Source organism: Enterococcus sp. LJL99 (genome assembly GCF_054871725.1).
This window is the reverse complement of the sequence record NZ_JBTXLT010000020.1, coordinates 1-21,089: the sequence shown is the minus strand read 5'-3', so window position 1 is coordinate 21,089 and position 21,089 is coordinate 1. Positions and strand designations below refer to the sequence as shown.

The 21,089-nt window shown below is 35.3% G+C and carries 16 protein-coding genes; 12 read left to right on the top strand and 4 right to left on the bottom strand.

All coding sequences use genetic code 11. The annotated features are described in order from the left end of the window. The first annotated feature begins 188 nt into the window (after positions 1–188). Entirely contained in the window at positions 189–782 is a 594-nt protein-coding gene (thiT, locus tag ACYSNW_RS17555; protein ID WP_461746738.1) for an energy-coupled thiamine transporter ThiT, read from the top strand. A gap of 199 nt (positions 783–981) precedes the next feature. Here the strand turns inward: thiT and ACYSNW_RS17550 are convergent, their stop codons facing one another. Together ACYSNW_RS17550 and ACYSNW_RS17545 are read right to left on the bottom strand one after the other, a co-directional pair. Next, on the bottom strand, positions 982–1,677 hold the full coding sequence (locus ACYSNW_RS17550; RefSeq protein ID WP_461746736.1) for a type 1 glutamine amidotransferase: 696 nt from the start codon (positions 1,675–1,677) through the stop codon (positions 982–984). Then, positions 1,667–3,019, bottom strand: coding sequence for a MurT ligase domain-containing protein (locus ACYSNW_RS17545; protein WP_461746735.1), 1,353 nt, complete (start codon positions 3,017–3,019; stop codon positions 1,667–1,669). The genes ACYSNW_RS17550 and ACYSNW_RS17545 overlap by 11 nt, the downstream gene beginning before the upstream one ends. 815 nt (positions 3,020–3,834) lie before the next feature. On the opposite strand from ACYSNW_RS17545, the gene ACYSNW_RS17540 reads away from it, so the two are divergent. The 5 genes from ACYSNW_RS17540 (at position 3,835) to ACYSNW_RS17520 (ending at position 11,869) form a co-directional block, all read left to right on the top strand. Beyond that, positions 3,835–4,278 carry a flavodoxin gene (locus ACYSNW_RS17540; RefSeq protein WP_461746733.1) on the top strand — a complete coding sequence of 148 codons (444 nt, stop codon included), beginning with the start codon at positions 3,835–3,837 and terminating at the stop codon, positions 4,276–4,278. Between the two features lie 159 nt (positions 4,279–4,437). Beyond that, positions 4,438–5,277, top strand: coding sequence for a sulfide/dihydroorotate dehydrogenase-like FAD/NAD-binding protein (locus ACYSNW_RS17535; protein WP_461746731.1), 840 nt, complete (start codon positions 4,438–4,440; stop codon positions 5,275–5,277). Continuing rightward, positions 5,270–6,697, top strand: coding sequence for an NADPH-dependent glutamate synthase (gene gltA, locus ACYSNW_RS17530; protein ID WP_461746729.1), 1,428 nt, complete (start codon positions 5,270–5,272; stop codon positions 6,695–6,697). The genes ACYSNW_RS17535 and gltA overlap by 8 nt, the downstream gene beginning before the upstream one ends. Positions 6,698–6,715: 18 nt before the next feature. Next, on the top strand, positions 6,716–10,252 hold the full coding sequence (gene nifJ / locus ACYSNW_RS17525) for a pyruvate:ferredoxin (flavodoxin) oxidoreductase (RefSeq protein ID WP_461746727.1): 3,537 nt from the start codon (positions 6,716–6,718) through the stop codon (positions 10,250–10,252). A gap of 342 nt (positions 10,253–10,594) precedes the next feature. After that, a complete protein-coding gene (locus ACYSNW_RS17520; protein ID WP_461746725.1) occupies positions 10,595–11,869 on the top strand; it encodes an NCS2 family permease in 1,275 nt (424 codons plus the stop codon). A 100-nt stretch (positions 11,870–11,969) separates the two neighbouring features. Here the strand turns inward: ACYSNW_RS17520 and ACYSNW_RS17515 are convergent, their stop codons facing one another. Further along, the gene (locus ACYSNW_RS17515; RefSeq protein ID WP_461746723.1) at positions 11,970–12,896 is read right to left on the bottom strand and encodes an LCP family glycopolymer transferase; all 927 of its coding nucleotides are present in this window, start codon (positions 12,894–12,896) and stop codon (positions 11,970–11,972) included. Between the two features lie 636 nt (positions 12,897–13,532). Next, positions 13,533–14,933, bottom strand: a complete 1,401-nt coding sequence (locus ACYSNW_RS17510) for a TrkH family potassium uptake protein (RefSeq protein WP_461746721.1) — start codon at positions 14,931–14,933, stop codon at positions 13,533–13,535. A 318-nt stretch (positions 14,934–15,251) separates the two neighbouring features. On the opposite strand from ACYSNW_RS17510, the gene ACYSNW_RS17505 reads away from it, so the two are divergent. The 6 genes from ACYSNW_RS17505 (at position 15,252) to upp (ending at position 20,860) form a co-directional block, all read left to right on the top strand. Continuing rightward, positions 15,252–15,830 (top strand): thymidine kinase, encoded by a 579-nt coding sequence (locus tag ACYSNW_RS17505; RefSeq protein WP_461746719.1) that lies wholly within the window; start codon positions 15,252–15,254, stop codon positions 15,828–15,830. 47 nt (positions 15,831–15,877) lie between these two features. Beyond that, complete coding sequence (prfA, locus tag ACYSNW_RS17500; protein WP_461746717.1) at positions 15,878–16,951, top strand: peptide chain release factor 1; 1,074 nt, start codon at positions 15,878–15,880, stop codon at positions 16,949–16,951. Then, positions 16,944–17,804: a peptide chain release factor N(5)-glutamine methyltransferase gene (gene prmC / locus ACYSNW_RS17495; RefSeq protein ID WP_461746715.1), complete on the top strand. Its 861-nt coding sequence runs from the start codon at positions 16,944–16,946 to the stop codon at positions 17,802–17,804. Before prfA ends, prmC begins: the two co-directional genes overlap by 8 nt. A 13-nt stretch (positions 17,805–17,817) precedes the next feature. After that, a complete protein-coding gene (locus ACYSNW_RS17490) occupies positions 17,818–18,840 on the top strand; it encodes an L-threonylcarbamoyladenylate synthase (RefSeq protein ID WP_461746713.1) in 1,023 nt (340 codons plus the stop codon). A gap of 71 nt (positions 18,841–18,911) precedes the next feature. Continuing rightward, complete coding sequence (gene glyA, locus ACYSNW_RS17485) at positions 18,912–20,150, top strand: serine hydroxymethyltransferase (RefSeq protein WP_461746711.1); 1,239 nt, start codon at positions 18,912–18,914, stop codon at positions 20,148–20,150. An 80-nt stretch (positions 20,151–20,230) separates the two neighbouring features. Then, on the top strand, positions 20,231–20,860 hold the full coding sequence (gene upp, locus ACYSNW_RS17480; protein ID WP_461746709.1) for a uracil phosphoribosyltransferase: 630 nt from the start codon (positions 20,231–20,233) through the stop codon (positions 20,858–20,860). Positions 20,861–21,089: the final 229 nt, after the last annotated feature.

Here is a 21,089-nt window from a genome sequence, read left to right as displayed (position 1 = left end):
ATTAGTTGGGTGACTGACTAAATAAAACTAAATAGAACCCATCACAAAGGGGAGCTTTTGCTGAGATTGAGTCTAACTCTAAACCCTTGAACCTGTTCGTTAGTACGAGTGTAGGAATTGTGATGGAGTAAAATAGATAATTTACTCCTCCTTTGTGACTTGGTCGTTCTAAAGGAGGAGTTTTTTTTATGGAAAGAAGATCAGAATTAAAAGTTTGGATTGAAGGGACTGTGATTGCCGCCATGGCGATGGCACTTTCATTGATTCCAACCACAATTGGCAGTAGTTTTTCGATTTCATTGGGTATGATCCCAATCACGTTATTTGCTTTAAGAAGAGGTGCAAAAGCAGGTTTTTATTCAGCGTTTATTTGGGGCTTGATGCATTTTCCACTTTCGCAAGTGTACTATTTAACCCCACTACAAGTTGTGATTGAGTATGTGTTAGCCTTTGGTTTTGCAGGCTTTGCAGGAATGTATAGTAAGAAATTGAAAGAAGCGATTATTGGAAAAGAAAAAGGAAAATCAATCCGTATTATTTTTTACGCTTCATTTTTAGGGGCAGTTACTCGTTATTTTTGGCACTTTGTAGCTGGTGTCATTTTTTGGGGGAGCTTTGCTTTATGGGGAATGAGTCCGGTACTTTTTTCTTTTGTAATGAATGGTTTGACAGCAATCGCGACGGCAAGCGTTACAGCAGTTGCTTTATCAATCATTGTGGCTGTGAATCCTGCGCTATTTTTACCAGATAGTAACATCGCAATGGTGAAACAAAAAGAATAAACAGTAAAGAAAAACATACTGATATTGAGATTACTAAAAAAAAATCTTCCCTTTCATCATTTATACTATTTGATGTAAGGGTGGATTTTTTTATTGTAAGTTTGGAAAAAAAGAAACAAAAAGTTAAAGTACCTCGTTGAATCATTTCATTCTTCGGTTTTTTCCCTTATTTCTGTAGGAGTTACTGTTGCTCAAATAGTTAATTCGTTTGCAGGTCAACAGGAAATTCAAAAGGTTCTTGGTATTTTTTTTCCATGGCTGTTTTGATTAATCGTAAACCTAAGTTTTGATTTCTTGCCAAAATCGGTCCATGAAAATAAGAACCGAAAACATTTCTATACTGTACACCTTCCGTGCCATCTTCAGCATTATTTCCTTGTCCTTGGATTACTTTGCCAAGTGGACGTTCTCCATCACCCAAGAAAGTCCGACCATTATGATTTTCAAACCCATAGTATGTTTCATCAAATTCTTCATTATGAATAACGATATCACCGATATAGCGATTGTTTTTTTGACTAAGTGTATAATGATCCAAAGCACTGATTCCTTTAATTTTCTCACCTTTAGCGCCTGTATAATAATGACCTAAAAGTTGAAAGCCGCCACAGATAGCTAAAAAAACACCATCATTTTCAATATATTCAGTCAAGGGTTCTTTTTTAGTTTGAATATCTTCGGAAACAATTACTTGCTCGAAATCTTGTCCGCCGCCAAAAAAGACCAAATCATATTTTTTTGGATCAAATTCTTCGTGAATACTGACGATTTCTGAATGGAAGTCAATATCCATTTTTTCAGCAAGATATTTCAAAATCAATAGATTTCCATTGTCACCGTAAGTATTTAATAAATTTCCGTATAAATGACAAACCTTAAGTTCTTTAGGCACCATTCATTCCTCCTTGAATATATCCTTTCGTAGCTAATGATTTACGTAGTTGTAAAACGGCTGTATAGGTAGCTAGAATGTATACATGATCAGTGGGCAAATCTTTGATTGCTTCGACTACTTGATCCAAATCAGCAATTTCAGATAAATTTTCTTCAGGAATACCGGCAACTTTTAGTCGTAAGGCCATATCTTGATGACGATCGCCTCCTGCGATGACTTTAGGAATATTCATGGCAGCAAAGGCTTCGTGATCGCCATCCCAAATCCAACTCACATCGATTCCATCAGCATAATTGGCATTTAATAGAGAGACAAGCGAAAAGGAGTAAGGAGCCAAAGCCATCATATCAATAACTTGGTTAAGTCCTACTGGATTTTTGACTAGAACAAGCGTGCATTCTTTGTTACCGATTTTTATTGTTTCTTGACGCCCAAAAACTTTTTCATCGTAACCTAAGCCAGCTTTGATTTTTTTGGGATGCACACCGTAATGTTCAGCGACAGCTGTTGCTGCAAGGGCATTATAGACATTATACATACCACCCACTTCGATGCCATATTCAGAGCCATCAATTACAAAATCTGCAGAAGTATTATCCATTTGAATCATTTTCGTTAATTTCACGTCTAATTCAGGACGATGGAATCCACAATTAGGACAGTAATATTTCCCTAAGTTTGCGTAAGTAATCATTTTATAGTGTAGAATATGATGACATTTTGGACAAAGAACGCCATCTGTATTGTAATGCGCCATTTGCTCTTGATCTTCTAAATGATCAAAACCGTAATATTTTCTAGGATTTATAGTTTCTAATGAATTAAAGATTGGCGAATCCCCATTACAAAGAATTGGAGCAGTAGGTGATTGTGCTGCTCCTTCAACGATTAAGCGATAGGTTGTATAGATTTCACCATAGCGATCCATTTGATCTCGAAAAATATTGGTAAATAAGAATAATTGTGGTTTTACATATTTAGTAACTCGGCTTAAACTGGCTTCGTCTATTTCTAAAACAGCAAATTTCTTTTGATTTTTTTTCGTTTTCGCTGATAAAAAGGTAGAAACAATTCCTTGTTCCATGTTGGCACCTGTTGGATTAGTCAAAACGTGATCAAATTCTTGTTTTAAAATATTTACAGTTAACGCAGTTGTTAAGGTTTTACCATTTGTTCCTGTAACAACTACGATTTCATAGTCTTTTGCTAAAGTATCTAAAATTTTTGGATCGATTTTTAATGCTAATTTACCAGGATAGCTGCTGCCACCTTTGAAGAATGTTTGTAGTATCCATTGAGAAGATTTTCCAGCTGCAATGGCTAGTTGACTTCTAAAACCCATTTGTTACCCTCCCATTTTGTAAAAAATCGTTTAATAAAGAACGATAAACTCAACCTATCATACCATAATTGAAAAAAAAAATTAATTCCTTTTCCTTATTCTTAGTGTATTTTATAGCTTAACTAAAAATAGAACGGAAAATGTCATTCATTTTAATCGATTATTTTTGCAAATTTCTTTATTTGGCAGTAGTTGAACCATATTATTTTGAGTTGCTTGTTTTTTATTAAAAAATAAGATAACAGAATGAACGTATTGATTTTTGATTTGTAGAGAAAAAAAGGGTTAGTTCATTTACTAAAGAAAGTAAATGATAAAGAATTATAGACTGTCAATCATTTGAGTTAATGAGTAAAAATAGTAATCTATCTAGCAAACAAATTTACTTTATCAATTCAATAGACTAGTATTCTGCTATAAATTGTTTAGTCTTTCACTTGAAATAATTTGATAATAAAAAATATATTTATAGTAAATTGGTTTGTTATTTGAATTGATCGATTGTTATTTTTTCTGTTTCTATGACAAAAAATATTTTAGAACGTTGGTGAAATCATTGATAAATCTATGAAAAATAAAGACTTGAAAATATTTTTGCTTACTGGAAAATATTGTTTTGACGGTTAGAGATATGGTATAGTATAAATAAAAATTTTTAAGTCTAAGAAATTTTGAAATTTAATATGTGAAATTAATCACATTTTTTAAACTTAAAAGTAAATCAGTTATTTTTAGTATAAGAAGAAATGGTAGAGATTCCAATTAGACTTTTTGTACTTTAAAATATTTTTCAAAAAATGAAAGGATGGGTAATGATGGCATTAGTAAAAATAGTTTATGCAAGTATGACAGGAAATACAGAGGAAATTTCTGAGATTTTAGAAAGTGAATTTCAAGCAGCTGGCGTTGAAGTAGAAAGAGAAGAATGTTCTGAAGTGGATGTTGATTTTTTTGATGATGCAGATGCATGCGTAATTGCGACATACACATATGGCGAAGGCGATCTTCCTTTTGAATTTGAAGATTTTTTTGATGAATTAGAAGAAAAAGACTTTGCGGGAAAAGTCTTTGGTGTGGTTGGTTCAGGGGATCGTGATTATGGTGAGTTTTTCTGTAAATCAGCACATGACTTTGTAGCGGTTTTAGAAAAAACTGGCGCAAAAAAAGTTGTAGAAACAGTTGAAATTGAAAATAATGCCGAAGATGATGATGTAGAGGCTTTGAAAAAATTTGTAAAAGATTTAACTGCAAATATATAGAACAGAAACGGGACAAATAATATAAGGAAGGAAAAGAGAGCAGGCAAAAGTAAACATGAAAGAGAAATTTAGTAGTGACTATTGGATAGGGATTTTTCGATTTTAGCCTATTGAATGGATAAATCATTTTTGTCTCTCTCTTACTAGGTGATTCAATTTATGTACAAGATAACTAAAAGTAATCAATTGTCTGAAAATGAATTTGATTTTTTTATCGATGCACCTCGAATCGCAGCTAAAGCCCAGCCAGGACAATTTGTCATTTTGCGAATCAATGAAATTGGTGAACGAATTCCATTGACCATTGCAGATGTTGACCCTGAAGCAGGTACGATTCGACTTGTTTTTCAAGTAATTGGGAAAACAACAGCTGAACTTTCGCTGCTGAAGACTGGCGATGCTATTTTAGATTTAACGGGTCCTCTAGGAATGCCAACTGAAATCGAAAACTATGGGACTGTGATGATTGTTGGTGGTGGAGTCGGAATAGCAGCCATTTTACCAATCGTTAAGGGATTAAAAAAAGCAGGAAATCGTGTAATTACTATTTTAGGGGCAAAAACAGCTGATTTAGTGATTCTTCAAAAAGAATGTCAAGAATATTCTGACGAATTGATTATTACGACGGATGACGGCTCTCTGGGACAAAAAGGATTAGTGACCGAAGCGATGGAACAAGTAATTGCTAGCGAGAAAATCGATTATTGCTGGGCAATTGGACCTAGTATGATGATGAAGTTTTGTACGTTGACTGCTTCTAACTATGAGATACCGGTTTATGTATCTTTAAATCCAATTATGATTGACGGAACTGGTATGTGTGGCGGTTGTCGTGTGACTGTCGCTGATAGTATCAAGTTTGCTTGTGTTGATGGACCTGAATTTCTGGGAACCGAAGTCAATTGGGATGAGTTTATTAGTCGAATGAGTCAATATAAAACGGAAGAAGAGCTAAGTTTATCAGATTATCAAAAAGTGCAGGTGAATCAACATGGCTAGAAGAAGTAGAGAAAAAACGCCGATTACTGAACAAAGTCCAGCTGAACGTAAAACAAATTTTGATGAAGTTTGTTTAGGTTACACACTTGAAGAAGGTCAAGCAGAGGCTGCTCGTTGTTTACAATGTAAAAATGCGCCTTGCATTGCTAGTTGTCCGGTAATGATTAATATTCCAGGTTTTATTCAAGCTATTAAAGAAGAAAATATGCAAGAGGCTGCAGATGTTTTAGGAAAATATACGAATTTACCAGCAATTTGTGGTCGGGTTTGTCCTCAAGAAAAACAATGTGAGCAAGTTTGTAAATTAGGTCAAGCGAAAAATTTTGAGCCTGTAGCCATCGGTAAATTGGAACGTCTGGTAGCAGATTGGGCATTAGAAAATCAAGATTTTTCAAAGCTTTCTGAAAATGATCAACCGAAAATTGGTCGTGTCGCAGTAATCGGTTCAGGTCCATCTGGTTTAACCGTGGCAGGTGATTTAGCCAAAATGAATTATGAAGTTGTTGTATATGAAGCCCTGCATGATTCTGGCGGTGTATTAACTTATGGGATTCCAGAATTTAGATTACCAAAAAGAATCGTGAAAAAAGAAATCGCTAGTATCGAAGCCTTAGGTGTGAAAATTGAGACGAATATTGTTGTGGGTAAAACTATTACAATGGATGAAATTTTAGCCGATTTTGATGCTTGTTATATATCTGTTGGAGCTGGAGCCCCTAATTTTATGGGCATTCCTGGAACATCATTAAACGGTGTTTATTCTTCTAGTGAATATTTGACACGAATCAATTTAATGCATAGCTATGAGTTTCCAACTTATGATACACCCATCAAACAATCTAAAAATGTGGTCGTAATTGGTGGAGGGAACGTGGCGATGGATGCTGCTCGTTCTGCTAAAAGATTAGGTGCTGAAAATGTCAGTATTGTCTATCGTCGTTCATTAGAAGAATTACCTGCTCGAATCGAGGAATATCATCATTCCGTGGAAGAAGACATCAATTATTATTGGTTAACCAATCCAATTGAATATTTAGATGGTGGTACGGGGAATTTAGCTGGTGTGAAATGTATTGAAATGGAGCTTGGCGAACCAGATGAATCGGGTAGACGTCGTCCAGTGCCTGTTAAAGATAGTGAATTTGTAATCGAAGCTGATACGGTAATTGAAGCAATCGGTCAAGGCTCTAATAAAGTGTTGTTAGCTACTTTCCCAGAACTTAATTTGAATAAATGGGGCTATATTGATGCAGATGTGGAAACTGGGAAAACATCGATTCCAGGTGTTTTTGCTGGTGGAGATATTGTTACAGGTGCCGCAACAGTTATTTTGGCGATGGGCGCTGGAAAAGTTGCCGCAGTCGAAATTGATAAATATGTCCGAGAAAAAGCAGATCAGTCAGTCTTAGCAAAAGTTTGAGGATAAAGGGTGAATGAAATGAAAAAAATGAAGACAATGGATGGAAATACAGCAGCGGCGTATATTTCTTATGCGTTTACTGAAGTTGCAGCGATTTATCCAATCACACCGAGTTCAACAATGGCGGAATTGGTGGATGAATGGGCTGAAAATGGTTTAAAAAATATCTTTGGTCAAGAAGTTCAAGTTGTTGAAATGCAATCTGAAGCTGGCGCAGCGGGTGTTGTACATGGTTCGTTAAAAACAGGAGCCTTAACAACGACTTATACTGCTTCGCAAGGGTTATTATTGATGATTCCTAATATGTATAAAATAGCGGGAGAACTTTTGCCGACTGTTTTTCATGTTGCGGCTAGAGCAATTACGACGAGTGCTTTGAGTATCTTTGGAGATCATGGCGATGTCATGGCCGCTCGTCAAACTGGTTTTTGTATGTTAGCTGAGTCAAGTGTTCAAGAAGTGATGGATTTATCAGCAGTTGCTCATTTGGCAAGTCTTGAAGGAAGTTTGCCATTTGTTAATTTTTTTGACGGCTTTCGAACGAGTCATGAATTACAAAAGGTTGAGGTCATTGAGTATGATGACTTGAAACAAATGTTGGACCAAAAAGCAGTTGATCAATTTAAACGTAGAGGAATGAATCCAAATCATCCAACCGTTTCGGGAACGGCTCAGAATCCTGATATTCATTTTCAACAAAGAGAAACCGTTAATACCAATTACGAAGCCATCCCATTGATTGTGAAAAAATATATGAATCAAATCAATGCGCTACGTGGAACGTCTTATGATTTAACTGATTATTATGGTGTCGAAGATGCGACTGAAGTGATTGTTTTAATGGGTTCTGCTGCTCCAGTGGTAAAACAAACAGTGGACTATTTGAATCAACAAGGAAGAAAAGTTGGCGTAATCAATATTCATTTATATCGCCCATTCCCGACAGATAATTTATTAGCGAAATTACCTAAAACTGTGGAAAAAATCGCTGTTTTAGATCGTACGAAAGAAGCTGGATCAGATGGTGAGCCTTTACTATTAGATGTTCAAAGTGCCTTGTATCAGCATGAAAATCGTCCAATTGTGATTGGAGGTCGCTATGGTTTAGGCTCAAAAGATGTCACACCAAATCAGATTAAAGCCGTTTATGATCATTTATTATTACCAGTAGCGGACTTAAAACAACGGTTTACAATCGGAATTATTGATGATGTGACCTATCGTTCGTTACCACAACAGGAATTACTGGATTTAACACCTAATTCAACTTTCCAAGCAAAATTTTGGGGCTTTGGTTCAGATGGAACAGTTGGAGCGAACAAACAAGCAATTAAAATCATTGGGGATAATACTGATTTATATGCGCAAGCCTATTTCAGTTATGATTCTAAAAAATCAGGTGGTTTGACCGTTTCTCATTTACGTTTTGGTGAAGAACCAATTACTTCAACGTATTTAGTGGAACAAGCAGATTACATTGCTTGTCATAATGCATCTTACATCCATAATTATGATTTATTAAAAGGATTAAAAAAAGGTGGTACGTTCTTACTTAATACGATTTGGGATGAAGAAAAAGTCAATCGTTTATTACCAGCAAAATTGAAAAAATATATTGCTGAAAATGAGATTCAATTTTACATTATCAATGCGGTAGAACTAGCTCGTGAAGCTGGTTTGGGACGTCGAATCAATACTGTAATGTCGGCTGCTTTTTTTGAAGTAACAAATTTAATGACACGTGAAGAATACTTACCTTTACTGAAAGCAGAAGTTCAAAAAGCATACGGGAAAAAATCGCTGGAAATCGTTGAACGCAATCTTAAAGCGATTGATGGTACGTTTGCTTCATTACAAAAAGTTGAGGTTCCAAATGAGTGGAAGGAATTGACCATCGAAATCGATCAGAAAAATACTGATTTACCAAAATTTGTAACTGAAATTCTTCAACCGATGAATCGTCAAGAGGGAAATGACCTTACTGTGGGCGATTTAATTGAAAATGGAATGAAGACAGGTGAAATTCCGATGGGGACGACTGCTTATGAAAAGCGTGGTGTGGCATTAGAAGTCCCTGAATGGCAAATGGATCATTGTACGATGTGTAATGAATGTGCGTTTGTTTGTCCACATGCGGCTATTCGACCATTTTTGGCTGATGAAACTGAAATGGAAGCTGCTCCGTCTGGCTTTGTTGCGAGAGAAATGCGTGGCGCAGATGGTTTACTGTACCGAATCCAAGTCTCTTTAGAAGATTGTACGGGTTGTGGTCTATGTGTGAAAGCTTGTCCAGCGAAAGAAAAAGCATTGATAATGAAACCTTATGAAGAGCAGAAGGAACAAGCAATGAACTGGGCATTTGCAATGACTTTAAAACAAAAAGCGAATCCTGTTAAAAAATTGTCGGTAAAAGGTTCTCAATTTAACCAACCATTAATGGAATTTTCAGGTGCTTGCGAAGGTTGTGGTGAAACGCCCTATATCAAATTAATTACACAGCTATTTGGTGACCGTATGATGATGGCAAATGCAACAGGTTGTTCATCCATTTGGGGGGGCTCATCTCCAGTTACGCCATATACAACGAACGAAGAGGGACAAGGACCTGCTTGGAGTAATTCGTTGTTTGAAGATAATGCAGAATATGGCTACGGCATGTATGTAGCCAATAAAACCAAACGAGCAGCTTTAGCCAGTCAAATAACAGAGGCACTTGATAAAAAATTAGGTTCAGAGTCACTTCAAGCATTAATGGCAGACTGGTTGGAACACTATCAAGAAGGTGAAGGAACGCAACAACGTGCAGCTAAATTAAGTGCAGCATTAAGTGAAGAGGAAACTGTAAATCCACTGTTAGCAAAGATTTATCAGCAAAATGATTTGTTTGTGAAAACGAGCCAATGGATTATTGGTGGAGACGGTTGGGCTTATGATATTGGTTTCAGCGGAATCGATCATGTTTTAGCAAGTGGGGCAGATGTGAATATTTTTGTTATGGATAATGAAGTCTATGCGAATACTGGCGGACAAACGTCAAAAGCAACACCAGCTTCAGCCATTGCTAAATTCTCTGCAGGTGGAAAACAAACATCTAAAAAAGATTTAGGAATGATTGCGATGACCTACGGCAACGTGTATGTAGCTCAAATTGCTTTAGGAGCTAACTCAATGCAAACGATTAAAGCAATCGATGAAGCTGAACGCTATCTAGGACCATCGATTATTATTGCCTATGCACCATGTATCAATCACGGAGTCAAAGGCGGAATGAGTGAAACATTAGCATTAGCAAAAGAAGCAGTCACATCTGGTTACTGGCAACTTTACCGCTATAATCCATTACTTATTGAAAAAGGAAAAGATCCAATGGTCATTGATTATAAAAAAGCGGACTATTCAAAGATTCGAGATTTCTTAGAGAAACAAACACGTTTTTCTGCATTGCATACAATCAAAGAAGATCAAGAGCTAGTTGACACACTTTTAACAAAAACAAAATTAGATGCTGAGGAGCGTTCGCAAAATTACAGTAACTTAGTCAATAAAGATAAATAAATCGTTCCTTTTTATAATGAGACTGAAAAACGATTTTTCGTTTTTACAGTCTCATTATTTTTTAGTAGGAAAAAAATAAAAAGTTTATCAGAAATTTCAAAAAACGCTTCCAATGTGTTATTCTAACGGTGCGATAAATTTTTAAAATAAGAGGTCGAGGTAAAAGCAGAAAGTTTTGAGAACTGTATAGCTAGTGTGTGATAACAACCTATTTCATTTATAAATTGTCTATATAATGTTTTGATTCTTACTAATTGATACGCTTGAAGTAAACGCTAAAGTTGAAATAGGTGATTTTTTACGTTTGTGTCACCCTTATTTTAAAAAAATAGGAGGAGTAATATGTTTCATTGGAAAAAAATGAGTAAGGATAGTATTAAAAAAGAATTATTAGCGGGAACAACGTCTTTTTTTGCTATTTCATACATTATCATGGTAAATACAGTAATTTTAGCTGAAGCGGGAATGCCAAAGGAATTGACAATCTTTGGAACGATTTTTATTTCAATTATCGGCTCTATTTTGATGGGAATGATTGCAGATGCGCCTATTGTTTTAACCACAGGAATGGGTGTTAATTCTTTTTTCACGTATACATTAGTTTTATCTTTAGGTTTAACGTGGCAACAAGCATTAGCAGTAAGTTTTTGTGCGGGAGTCGTATACTTGGTCGTTGCGTATACAAAATTAAGTAAATTATTCGCAGAAGTGGTTCCTGAAACGCTAAAAATTGGTATCACGGTTGGAATTGGTTTTTTCTTAGTATTGATTGGTTTAGAAAAAGGTCATTTGATTTTACGAGGAGAGCATACCTTTACGCAATTAGCACCATTAAACAACGAGATGACTTTATTGACTTTATTTGCGCTTATTTTAACAGTTTTTTTATTTTTAAAAGGAATTCAGGGAAGTTTCTTTATTGGGATAGTTGTAGTGACGATTGTTGCTAATCTTTTTGGAATAGTGAACCCAACAGAACATTTTTCACTTGCAAGTTTAGCTAACTATTCTGACGTTTTTCTTAAATTAGATTTTAGTGCTTTTTTCTCTAAAAACTTTTTAATGGGTGTTTTTGCCTTATCTATGATTTTGATTTTTGAATCAATGGGAATTTTAAAAGGTTTAATGCCAGATGCAAGTGAAGAAAAATACTTACGAGCTTATCGGGTGACAGGGCTTATTACACTACTTTCAGGTCTTTTTGGGACTAGCCCGACGATTGCAGCAGCAGAGAGTGCAACGGGAATAGAGGAAGGTGGACATACAGGAATTACTTCAATAACTAGTGGGATTTGCTTTTTTATCGCATTACTAGCTTTGCTACTACTTACCTATATTCCAGATGCCGCTTTAGCTCCTGCGATTATTATTACTGGTTTCTTAATGATTGAGCAAATAAAGAACCTACATTTTGACGATTTTAGTGATTATTTCCCAGCTATTTTAATGATAGTTTTAATTCCATTTACGATGAATATTTCAGATGGAATGGCCTTTGGATTTGTAGCGTATCCTCTAACAAAATGGATTGCAGGAAAGAAAAATACACTTTCTTTTCCGATGTGGTTTGTTTCTGCTCTATTTCTAATGTATTTAATTGTGAATGTGTTGATTTAGTAATAAATATATACTTCAATGAAAAAGGAACTCTGAAAAATTAATTTTCTGAGCTCCTTTTTTAGTTTATTTGTATTAATTATTTAGACAGATGGTGCTTTTAAAGACCAAGCTGAGTATTGACTTCAGTTCTAATACGTTGTAATTCATCAGGTGTTACGCGTTGATAATAAATTTCGTCTTGCATAAAGCTTTCAGCAGCTAATTGTTCTGGCACAATATTAGTGAGTGCATTTCTATAATCAGCAGCAATTTTTTTCATTTGTCCAAAAGTAAAATCTGTGTTTAAAGAGTCACCTAAAATTGTTAACATTACTGAATAATTTGTAACTCCCTGAACGCTAAGTGCTTTATCCAAAATAGCTTCAATTAGCTGTCGTTGTCTTTCTTGACGACCAAAATCTCCTCTAGGATCTTCTTTTCTCATACGAGAGTATGCAAGAGCTTCCTCGCCATTAAGGTCTAATTTACCTACTTTAAAGGTATGGTTATCTTGGGTAAATTCCATGGTATTATCCACTGTTACTCCGCCCACTGCATCAACTAATTTCTCAAATCCGCCCATATCAATAGACACATAGTGATCAATTGGGACATCAAGAAATTTTTGTACAGTATCCATTGACATACCAGCACCGCCAAAGGCATAAGCATGATTCCATTTATCGCTTGTTCCGTACCCTACGATTTCAGCATAGATATCGCGTGGTAAACTGATTAAAGTTGTTTTACCTTCTTTAGGATTCACGGTCGCAAGGATCATTGTATCTGAACGTCCAACATCTTCACGATCGAATTCTCCCGTATCAATTCCTAATAATAAAACGCTAAATGGATCTTTATTGTTTAGGTCACTTTTATTTTCTGTTCTTGCAGGAGAAGTAAGTTTTCTTTCCACTGGCTCATATGTTTTCTCTGCAGTTCCTTTAATATCAAAATAAATCTTGGCGCCAACCCCAGCTACAGCAATCACAAGTATTAATAAAATACCAGCAACTACTAACGCTATTTTCTTGCCTCTACTCATTATTATTTCTCCTTACTTTTTGTTTTTAACTAGGCTATATCTGAACACTCTGCAATAATTTGAATTTTTAGTACTCTTTAGGATGTTCCAAAGTAAATAAAAAAAGTATGGCTAAAGTTTTCAGGTACAACTCAAATTAGATAGATAACTAGTTGATTTTTTTGTTCTTTTGTAACAATAAAAAAAGCTAAGTCAGATATGTATAGTTAATAGCTAATTTGCATAAATTTATTTTTTTCTTAAAGTTTGACTTATTTTTATATGAGTTATCTATAAATTTATTTTAACGTAAAACTTAGATAAAAACTAGATAATTGACGATGTTAATCGAATAAAAAAAACGAATAAACACATAATGTTAAATATTTATTTTTAAAAGAAAAAAAGAAGTGAATCAATGTAATCAAAAAATTCATTGATTCGTTTCTTTTTTTAGTTGAATAAATGGAATAAGTTGTTTTCTATCCAGGAAATGTCTAAAAAACGATTGTGAGGTTCTAGTTTTTCAGAAATTTACCTGAGAATACAGAAAATGAGGAGGACAAAAGTAAAAACCACTTTAGGCACAATCTTTTAATGATAATGAGTATCCGCTAAATGATGAAACTATTTGCAGCTATGGATTTCAGACACTTTCTAACCAATAATAATTTTTTCAGAAGGGAATTCATAACCAATATCTCTTGTTTCTTTTGGAATAAAAAGCAATAAAGTATAAAGCATTCCGATTCGTCCGATAAACATTAAAAGGGCAATCATTAGTTTCCCTCCTGTCGTCAAACTAGCAGTAATCCCTAAAGATAAACCAGTTGTTCCAAAAGCGGAGGCGACTTCAACAATAATAGCAATCAGTGGATGATCTTCTGTAGCTGTTAAAAAGAGGACCGCAAAGAAACACATGATTAACGAAAGTAAAAAGACAACTAAAGATTTTTTTACATCATCTTCATCGATTCTGCGACCAAAAACATTGATTTTTGCTTCGCTTTTTAAAAATGAGTACAGATATAGTCCGATGATAGCGATAGTCGTAGTTCGAACCCCCCCACCAACAGAGCTTGGACTACAACCAATAAACATTAAAACAGAGAAAACCATCAAGGTAGTAATTTGAAAGTCACCTATATTATTAATTTGTAAACCTGCATTTCTTGTCGACATGGAATAGAACATAGAAGTAACCCAGCGTTTTGTTTCGTTAACGCCAAGAAATAAGTGATCTTTCTCTAGTAAATAAATTAAAAGCGTTCCGCCTACAAATAAAATGACGAAAGCGAGAATTGCAAGTTTACTAAATAAAGAAAAACGAAAGGGCAGACCATGTTTCTTCCTTTTAAAAAATAGCCATTCACGAACTTCCATTAGCACTGGAAAACCGATTCCACCGATGAAAATCAAAAACATGATTGTAAATAAGAAGAGATAGTCGTTAGCAAATGGAATGATAGAGTCACCTGTTACATCAAAGCCAGAGTTTGTTACTGCTGAAATTGCTTGATAGAAGCCAAAGAAAATGGCTTTAGGCCAAGTTTTATAGTAACCACTGAAGTAAAAATAAATGGAAAAAAAGGCACCAAAAATGAATTGAAACCATAAAAGAATAGAAAAGGTAATTCGGATTAGACGAACAATCCCACTTAGACGAGGCTGATTCATATCTGTCATAATTAATTGCCGTTGTTTTAAGGTGATTCTGCGTTTAGATAAAATGATAAACGCGGTCGAAATCATCATGATTCCTAAACCACCAACTTGAAACAGAACCTCAAGTAAAATAATTCCTCGATCATTAAAAATAGAGTTAATATCGAAAGTAGTCAATCCTGTGACACTTACTGTGCTGATTGCCATAAAGAGCAAGTCAATAAATGGCACATGCGTATTTGGCTCTCTAAAAAAAGGTAAACAGAACAGCAAAAAAGAAATAATGGTCATGATTATGTAATAAGATACGATAATTTGAATGGATGAAAAATTTTTCGAAACAAAACGGCTACCTCTTCTTTGAGCAAGCCATAAAAAGCGTGTCGGTCTCATGCTATTCCTCCTGAATTTCGTTAGCTTAAGTATAGCAGAAATTGAAAAGTTTCGAAGTAAAATACGAACGAATTTTACTTTTGAAGGAGATAAAACTAGTTTTAGAACAAGAAAACAACTTTTTTAACTAGAATCCAGATTGATTATTTGCCGTAAACTTTATCGTAGAAGCGTCTATAATAGATAATTTTTTAATGAATTTAGCGTTTTTTTGCAAAAGAATCTGTGTTTTAAGAAATTCCTTTTTCAAAATACTGCTTTTTTAGAAAAAATATAGTAAAATACGAGAGGGACAAAACGAAAGGTGAAGACAATTAAATGGCACAATTATTTTTTAAATATGGCGCAATGAATAGTGGGAAAACAATTGAGATTTTAAAAGTTGCTCACAATTACGAAGAACAAAACAAACCAGTTGTTATTATGACTAGTGGACTAGATACAAGAGATGGTGTAGGTAATGTTTCTAGTAGAATTGGTTTACGTCGAGAAGCAAAACCGATTTTTGAGGAGACTGATGTCTATCAATACATTAAGGATTTACCAGCAAAACCTTATTGCGTATTAGTGGATGAATCGCAATTTTTGAGTAAACACCATGTGATAGATTTTGCCAGAGTTGTTGATGAGCTAGATATTCCAGTGATGGCTTTTGGTTTGAAAAATGATTTTCGTAATGAATTGTTCGAAGGATCAAAATATTTATTGTTGTATGCAGATAAGTTGGAAGAGTTAAAAACGATTTGCTGGTTTTGTCATAAAAAAGCAACGATGAATTTACATTATATAAATGGGAAACCTGTTTATGAGGGAGACCAGGTTCAGATTGGCGGAAATGAAGCGTATTATCCAGTTTGTCGTAAACACTATTTTAATCCACCAATTGAACAAGAATGAACTATTTTATAAAAAAGTTAGAATTAAACGGATAAGGAGTTAAACATATGTATGATCAGTTACAGTCGATTGAAGATCGATATGAAGAATTAGGCGAACTATTAAGTGATCCTGAAGTTGTTAGTGATACGAAAAGGTTCATGCAATTATCAAAAGAAGAGGCTAGTACACGAGAAACCGTTGAAGCCTACCGCCGCTATAAAAAAGTTGTTGAAGGTATCGAAGAAACGGAAGAACTACTAGGTGAGAATTTAGATGCTGATATGGCAGAAATGGCCAAAGAAGAATTATCTGATTTAAAAAAGGAAAAAGAAGTATTAGAAGAACGGATTAAGGTCCTACTTTTACCTAAAGATCCAAATGATGATAAAAATATCATTATGGAAATCCGTGGAGCTGCTGGTGGTGACGAAGCTGCTTTATTTGCGGGCGATTTATTTTCAATGTACCAACGTTATGCTGAAGCGCAAGGCTGGCGAACAGAGGTTTTGGAAGCCAATGTTACAGGAATCGGTGGATACAAAGAAGTAATTATGATGATTTCTGGAGAAAATGTTTTCTCTAAGCTTAAATATGAAAGTGGCGCTCATCGTGTCCAACGTGTACCATCAACAGAATCTCAAGGACGAATTCACACTTCAACGGCAACCGTTGTTGTTATGCCTGAAGCAGAAGAAGTAGAAATCGATATTGAAGATAAAGATATCCGGACAGATATTTATCACGCAAGTGGTGCGGGTGGACAGCACGTCAATAAGACAGCTTCGGCTGTTCGTTTAACCCATATTCCAACGGGTGTTGTTGTGGCGATGCAAGATGAACGTTCTCAATTGAAAAATCGTGATAAAGCGATGAAAGTATTACGTGCTAGAGTTTATGATATTATTCAACAAGAAGCACAAAGCGAATATGATGCTAACCGTAAATCTGCAATTGGTACAGGTGATCGTTCTGAGCGAATCCGTACGTATAATTTCCCGCAAAATCGTGTAACAGATCATCGAATTGGTTTAACGATTCAAAAATTAGATCAAATTTTAGCAGGTAAATTAGACGAGGTAATTGATGCATTGGTTTTATATGATCAAACTTCTAAGTTAGAAGAGTTACAAAATGGGTAATCGTTATTTTGAAGTCCTTGATTGGGCTTCTTCTTTTTTAGAAGGACAAGGAAAAGAAGGTTATAGTATTTTTTATGTTTTTTTAGAAAGGAAGGGTTGGAGTAAAACAGATTGGTTACTCCAAATGAAAAACGAAATGCCTGCGAACGAATACATTCAATTAAAAGAGGATTTACAACGATTAGTAGAGAATTATCCTCCCCAGTATATTTTAGGATCTGTTGATTTTTATGGTCATCGTTTTTTGGTGAATGAAGCGACATTGATTCCAAGACCAGAGACTGAAGAATTAGTGGATTTGTGTTTAGAAGAGAATGCCAATCAAAAATTGACGGTTGTTGATGTGGGAACGGGAACAGGAGCAATCGCTATTAGTTTAAAACTAGCACGTCCAAACTGGCGAGTTACAGCGATTGATATTTCTGAAGAAGCATTAGTTGTTGCCCAAAAGAATACGGAGGAGCTGCAGGCTGAGATTCAGCTGATTCATGGTAATGGCTTACAACCTATCGTAGATGGAACCATCGATATCCTGATTTCTAATCCGCCGTATATCGGTGAAAATGAATGGGAGCAAATGGATGAAAGTGTCCGAACTTTTGAACCTAAAACAGCTCTTTTTGCTGAGAATAATGGCTTAGCAATTTATGAACAACTAGCGAAAGATGCCAAGAATAGACTGAGTGATCAGGGGAAGATTTACTTAGAAATTGGGTATCAACAAGGATTGGCTGTTAAGCAAATTTTTTCAGAACAATTTCCGCAAGCGACAATCAATGTTTTAAAAGATTTATCAGGAAATGAACGAATGGTAATCGTTAAATTAATGGATGAAGCAAGCCAAAGTAAGTAGAGGAGTTTAAGTTATGGAAACAAAAATATTTTCCTCAAATGAAATCGAAACAGCTGCAGAATTATTGAAACAAGGGGAGTTAGTTGCCTTTCCAACCGAGACTGTTTACGGATTGGGCGCCGATGCGATGAATGAAACAGCTGTCAAAAAAGTTTACCAAGTTAAAGGACGTCCTAGTGATAATCCGTTGATTGTTCATGTTGATGGTGTTGAAATGCTAAAAAAATATGTCGATGACCTGTCTGAACAAGCACAAGAATTAATTAAGCACTTTTGGCCAGGTGCGTTGACTTTGATTTTTTCAGTTAAAGAAGGCACGTTTTCAAAAACAGTCACTGGAGGATTAAAAACAGTGGCCTTTAGAACGCCTGATAATCAAGCGACGATTACTTTAATAAAAAAAGCAGGAGCCCCCATTGTAGGACCTAGTGCAAATACCTCTGGAAAACCTAGTCCAACGTCGGCAGACCATGTTTATCATGATCTGCAAGGGAAAATTGCTGGAATTTTAAACGATGGAACTACCCAAATTGGAGTGGAATCAACGGTTTTAGATTTAACCTCTAGTGATGGTATTCCTGTAATTTTAAGACCTGGTGCTGTGACGAAAAAGGATTTAGAAGAATTGCTTGATGAAGTGAAGTACGATCCCCATCTTGCTAGTGAAAAAGAGCAACCAAAAGCTCCAGGTATGAAGTATAAACATTATGCACCAAATGTTCCTGTTTGGATTATTCCTGATGATGATCAACATTGGCAAGCTGCAGTCAAATGGGCAACAAAAGAAAATAAAAAAATTGGTTTGTATGCAGATGATGGGCGAGTAAATCAGTTAAATGAGCAAATAGCTGCCTCTTTTTCATATGGAGATAAGACAGTTGAAAGGGCAACGAAAGAACTATTTGCTGGTTTACGTTCTTTGGACGAAGAGCCGATTGATTTGATTTTTGCGCCAGCTTTCTTTGAAGAAAATTTGGGTGTTGCGTACATGAATCGATTAAAAAAAGCGGCAAATCAAAAAATATTTGAAATTTAGTCTCTTTTTTCCCTCTTTTCAATTTTTATGTGATACAATCTAAAAAAAGAATGAAATGAGGGATTTGTTACATGGATTATAAGACGTTTGATCCAGATTTATGGGAAGCAATTGCAAAAGAAAAAGATCGTCAAGAGAACAACCTAGAGTTGATTGCTTCAGAAAATGTTGTTTCTGAAGGTGTTATGGCGGCTCAAGGAAGTATTTTGACTAATAAATATGCTGAAGGATATCCAGGCAAACGCTACTATGGCGGGTGCGAATTTGTTGATATCGTTGAAGATTTAGCAATTAATCGAGCAAAAGAATTATTTGGGGCTAAATATGCTAATGTTCAGCCGCACTCAGGTTCACAAGCAAATACGGCTGCTTACCTTTCTTTGATTGAAGCTGGTGATACAGTCTTAGGGATGGACTTATCTGCTGGTGGCCATTTAACTCATGGTTCGCCTGTTAACTTTAGTGGAAAAACGTATAACTTTGTAAGTTATGGTGTAGATCCTTCGACCGAAGTGATTGACTATAATGTTGTTCGTATTTTAGCACGAGAACATAGACCAAAATTGATTGTAGCGGGAGCTAGTGCTTATTCTAGAACGATTGATTTCGAGAAATTCCGTGAAATCGCTGATGAAATCGATGCGAAATTAATGGTTGATATGGCTCACATTGCTGGTTTAGTGGCTGCGGGATTACACCCAAATCCAGTTCCTTATGCGGATATCACAACAACGACAACTCATAAAACATTACGTGGGCCTCGTGGTGGCTTAATTTTAACGAATAATGAAGAATTAGCTAAAAAAATTAATAGCAATATTTTCCCTGGTATTCAAGGAGGACCTTTAGAGCATGTGATTGCCGGTAAAGCAGTCGCACTAAAAGAAGCTTTAGCACCAGAGTTTAAAGAATATAGTGAACAAGTAATCGAAAATGCCAAAGCAATGACAAAAGTCTTCAATCAAGCGCCAGAAGCCCGTTTGATTAGTGGTGCTACGGATAATCATTTATTATTAATTGATGTAACTGGTTTTGGGTTAAATGGAAAAGAAGCGGAAGCAATTTTAGATACGGTAAATATTACGGTAAATAAAAATTCAATTCCATTTGAACAACTTAGTCCATTTAAAACAAGTGGAATTCGAATTGGGACACCAGCGATTACAACACGAGGATTTAAAGAAGAAGATGCTGTAGAAGTAGCTAAATTGATTGTCAAAGCATTAAAAGAAAATGACAATGAAGGCGCACTTTCAGAAGTAAAAGCTTCTGTTAAGGAATTAACTGAAAAATATCCGCTTTATAAATAAAAGTTTTGAGTGATTGACTAGTCAATCACTCATTTTTGTTTTACAATGATAAAGAATAAATTTTTTGAAGGAGACTGATTATGGGAAAATTTCAAGTTATTGATCATCCATTGATTCAACACAAATTAACAATCATTAGAGACAAGGATTGCGGGACAAAAGTATTTCGTGAAGTAGTTAACGAAATTGCTATGCTTATGGCTTATGAGGTATCACGTGATATGCCATTAGAGGATGTTGTAATCGAAACACCAATTTGTGAAACAACTCAAAAAACGTTATCTGGTAAAAAAGTAGCAATTGTTCCAATCCTACGTGCTGGTATTGGAATGGTAGATGGTATTTTGGAATTGATTCCTGCTGCGAAAGTTGGTCATATTGGTCTGTATCGTGACCATGATACACTAGAACCAGTTGAGTATTTTGTAAAAATGCCTGAAGATATTGATGCTCGTCAATTATTTGTTGTTGATCCAATGCTTGCAACTGGTGGTTCAGCTATTATGGCGATTGATGCATTAAAAGAACGTGGCGGTAGTAATATTAAATTTGTTTGTCTTGTAGCGGCGCCTGAAGGGGTTAAAGCATTACAGGAAGCACATCCAGATATCGATATTTACACAGCTGCACTAGATGAGTACCTAAATGATCTAGGTTATATTGTACCTGGATTAGGGGATGCTGGAGACCGTTTATTCGGAACAAAATAAAAAAGAACGCGTGGCAATTTAAATTGCTGCGCTCTTTTATTCTAATTAAACGGCTCTATAATTTATGGGACTGATGAATCAGAAATGATTCTTCAGCCCCATTTTTCATTTTAAGTATAAAAAAACATATCGTTCTCATGTATGATTAATTTACCACAAAAAAACAAACAGAGAGGACGATATGTCTATGTCAAATGATATCAAAAAAATGCTAAGAATTACAGATAAA

Bases quoted from the DNA above. Each gene is read 5' to 3' on its own strand.
- thiT (WP_461746738.1), top strand. From the start codon at position 189: ATGGAAAGAAGATCAGAATTAAAAGTTTGGATTGAAGGGACTGTGATT.
- ACYSNW_RS17550 (WP_461746736.1), bottom strand. From the start codon at position 1,677: ATGGTGCCTAAAGAACTTAAGGTTTGTCATTTATACGGAAATTTATTA.
- ACYSNW_RS17545 (WP_461746735.1), bottom strand. From the start codon at position 3,019: ATGGGTTTTAGAAGTCAACTAGCCATTGCAGCTGGAAAATCTTCTCAA.
- ACYSNW_RS17540 (WP_461746733.1), top strand. From the start codon at position 3,835: ATGGCATTAGTAAAAATAGTTTATGCAAGTATGACAGGAAATACAGAG.
- ACYSNW_RS17535 (WP_461746731.1), top strand. From the start codon at position 4,438: ATGTACAAGATAACTAAAAGTAATCAATTGTCTGAAAATGAATTTGAT.
- gltA (WP_461746729.1), top strand. From the start codon at position 5,270: ATGGCTAGAAGAAGTAGAGAAAAAACGCCGATTACTGAACAAAGTCCA.
- nifJ (WP_461746727.1), top strand. From the start codon at position 6,716: ATGAAAAAAATGAAGACAATGGATGGAAATACAGCAGCGGCGTATATT.
- ACYSNW_RS17520 (WP_461746725.1), top strand. From the start codon at position 10,595: ATGTTTCATTGGAAAAAAATGAGTAAGGATAGTATTAAAAAAGAATTA.
- ACYSNW_RS17515 (WP_461746723.1), bottom strand. From the start codon at position 12,896: ATGAGTAGAGGCAAGAAAATAGCGTTAGTAGTTGCTGGTATTTTATTA.
- ACYSNW_RS17510 (WP_461746721.1), bottom strand. From the start codon at position 14,933: ATGAGACCGACACGCTTTTTATGGCTTGCTCAAAGAAGAGGTAGCCGT.
- ACYSNW_RS17505 (WP_461746719.1), top strand. From the start codon at position 15,252: ATGGCACAATTATTTTTTAAATATGGCGCAATGAATAGTGGGAAAACA.
- prfA (WP_461746717.1), top strand. From the start codon at position 15,878: ATGTATGATCAGTTACAGTCGATTGAAGATCGATATGAAGAATTAGGC.
- prmC (WP_461746715.1), top strand. From the start codon at position 16,944: ATGGGTAATCGTTATTTTGAAGTCCTTGATTGGGCTTCTTCTTTTTTA.
- ACYSNW_RS17490 (WP_461746713.1), top strand. From the start codon at position 17,818: ATGGAAACAAAAATATTTTCCTCAAATGAAATCGAAACAGCTGCAGAA.
- glyA (WP_461746711.1), top strand. From the start codon at position 18,912: ATGGATTATAAGACGTTTGATCCAGATTTATGGGAAGCAATTGCAAAA.
- upp (WP_461746709.1), top strand. From the start codon at position 20,231: ATGGGAAAATTTCAAGTTATTGATCATCCATTGATTCAACACAAATTA.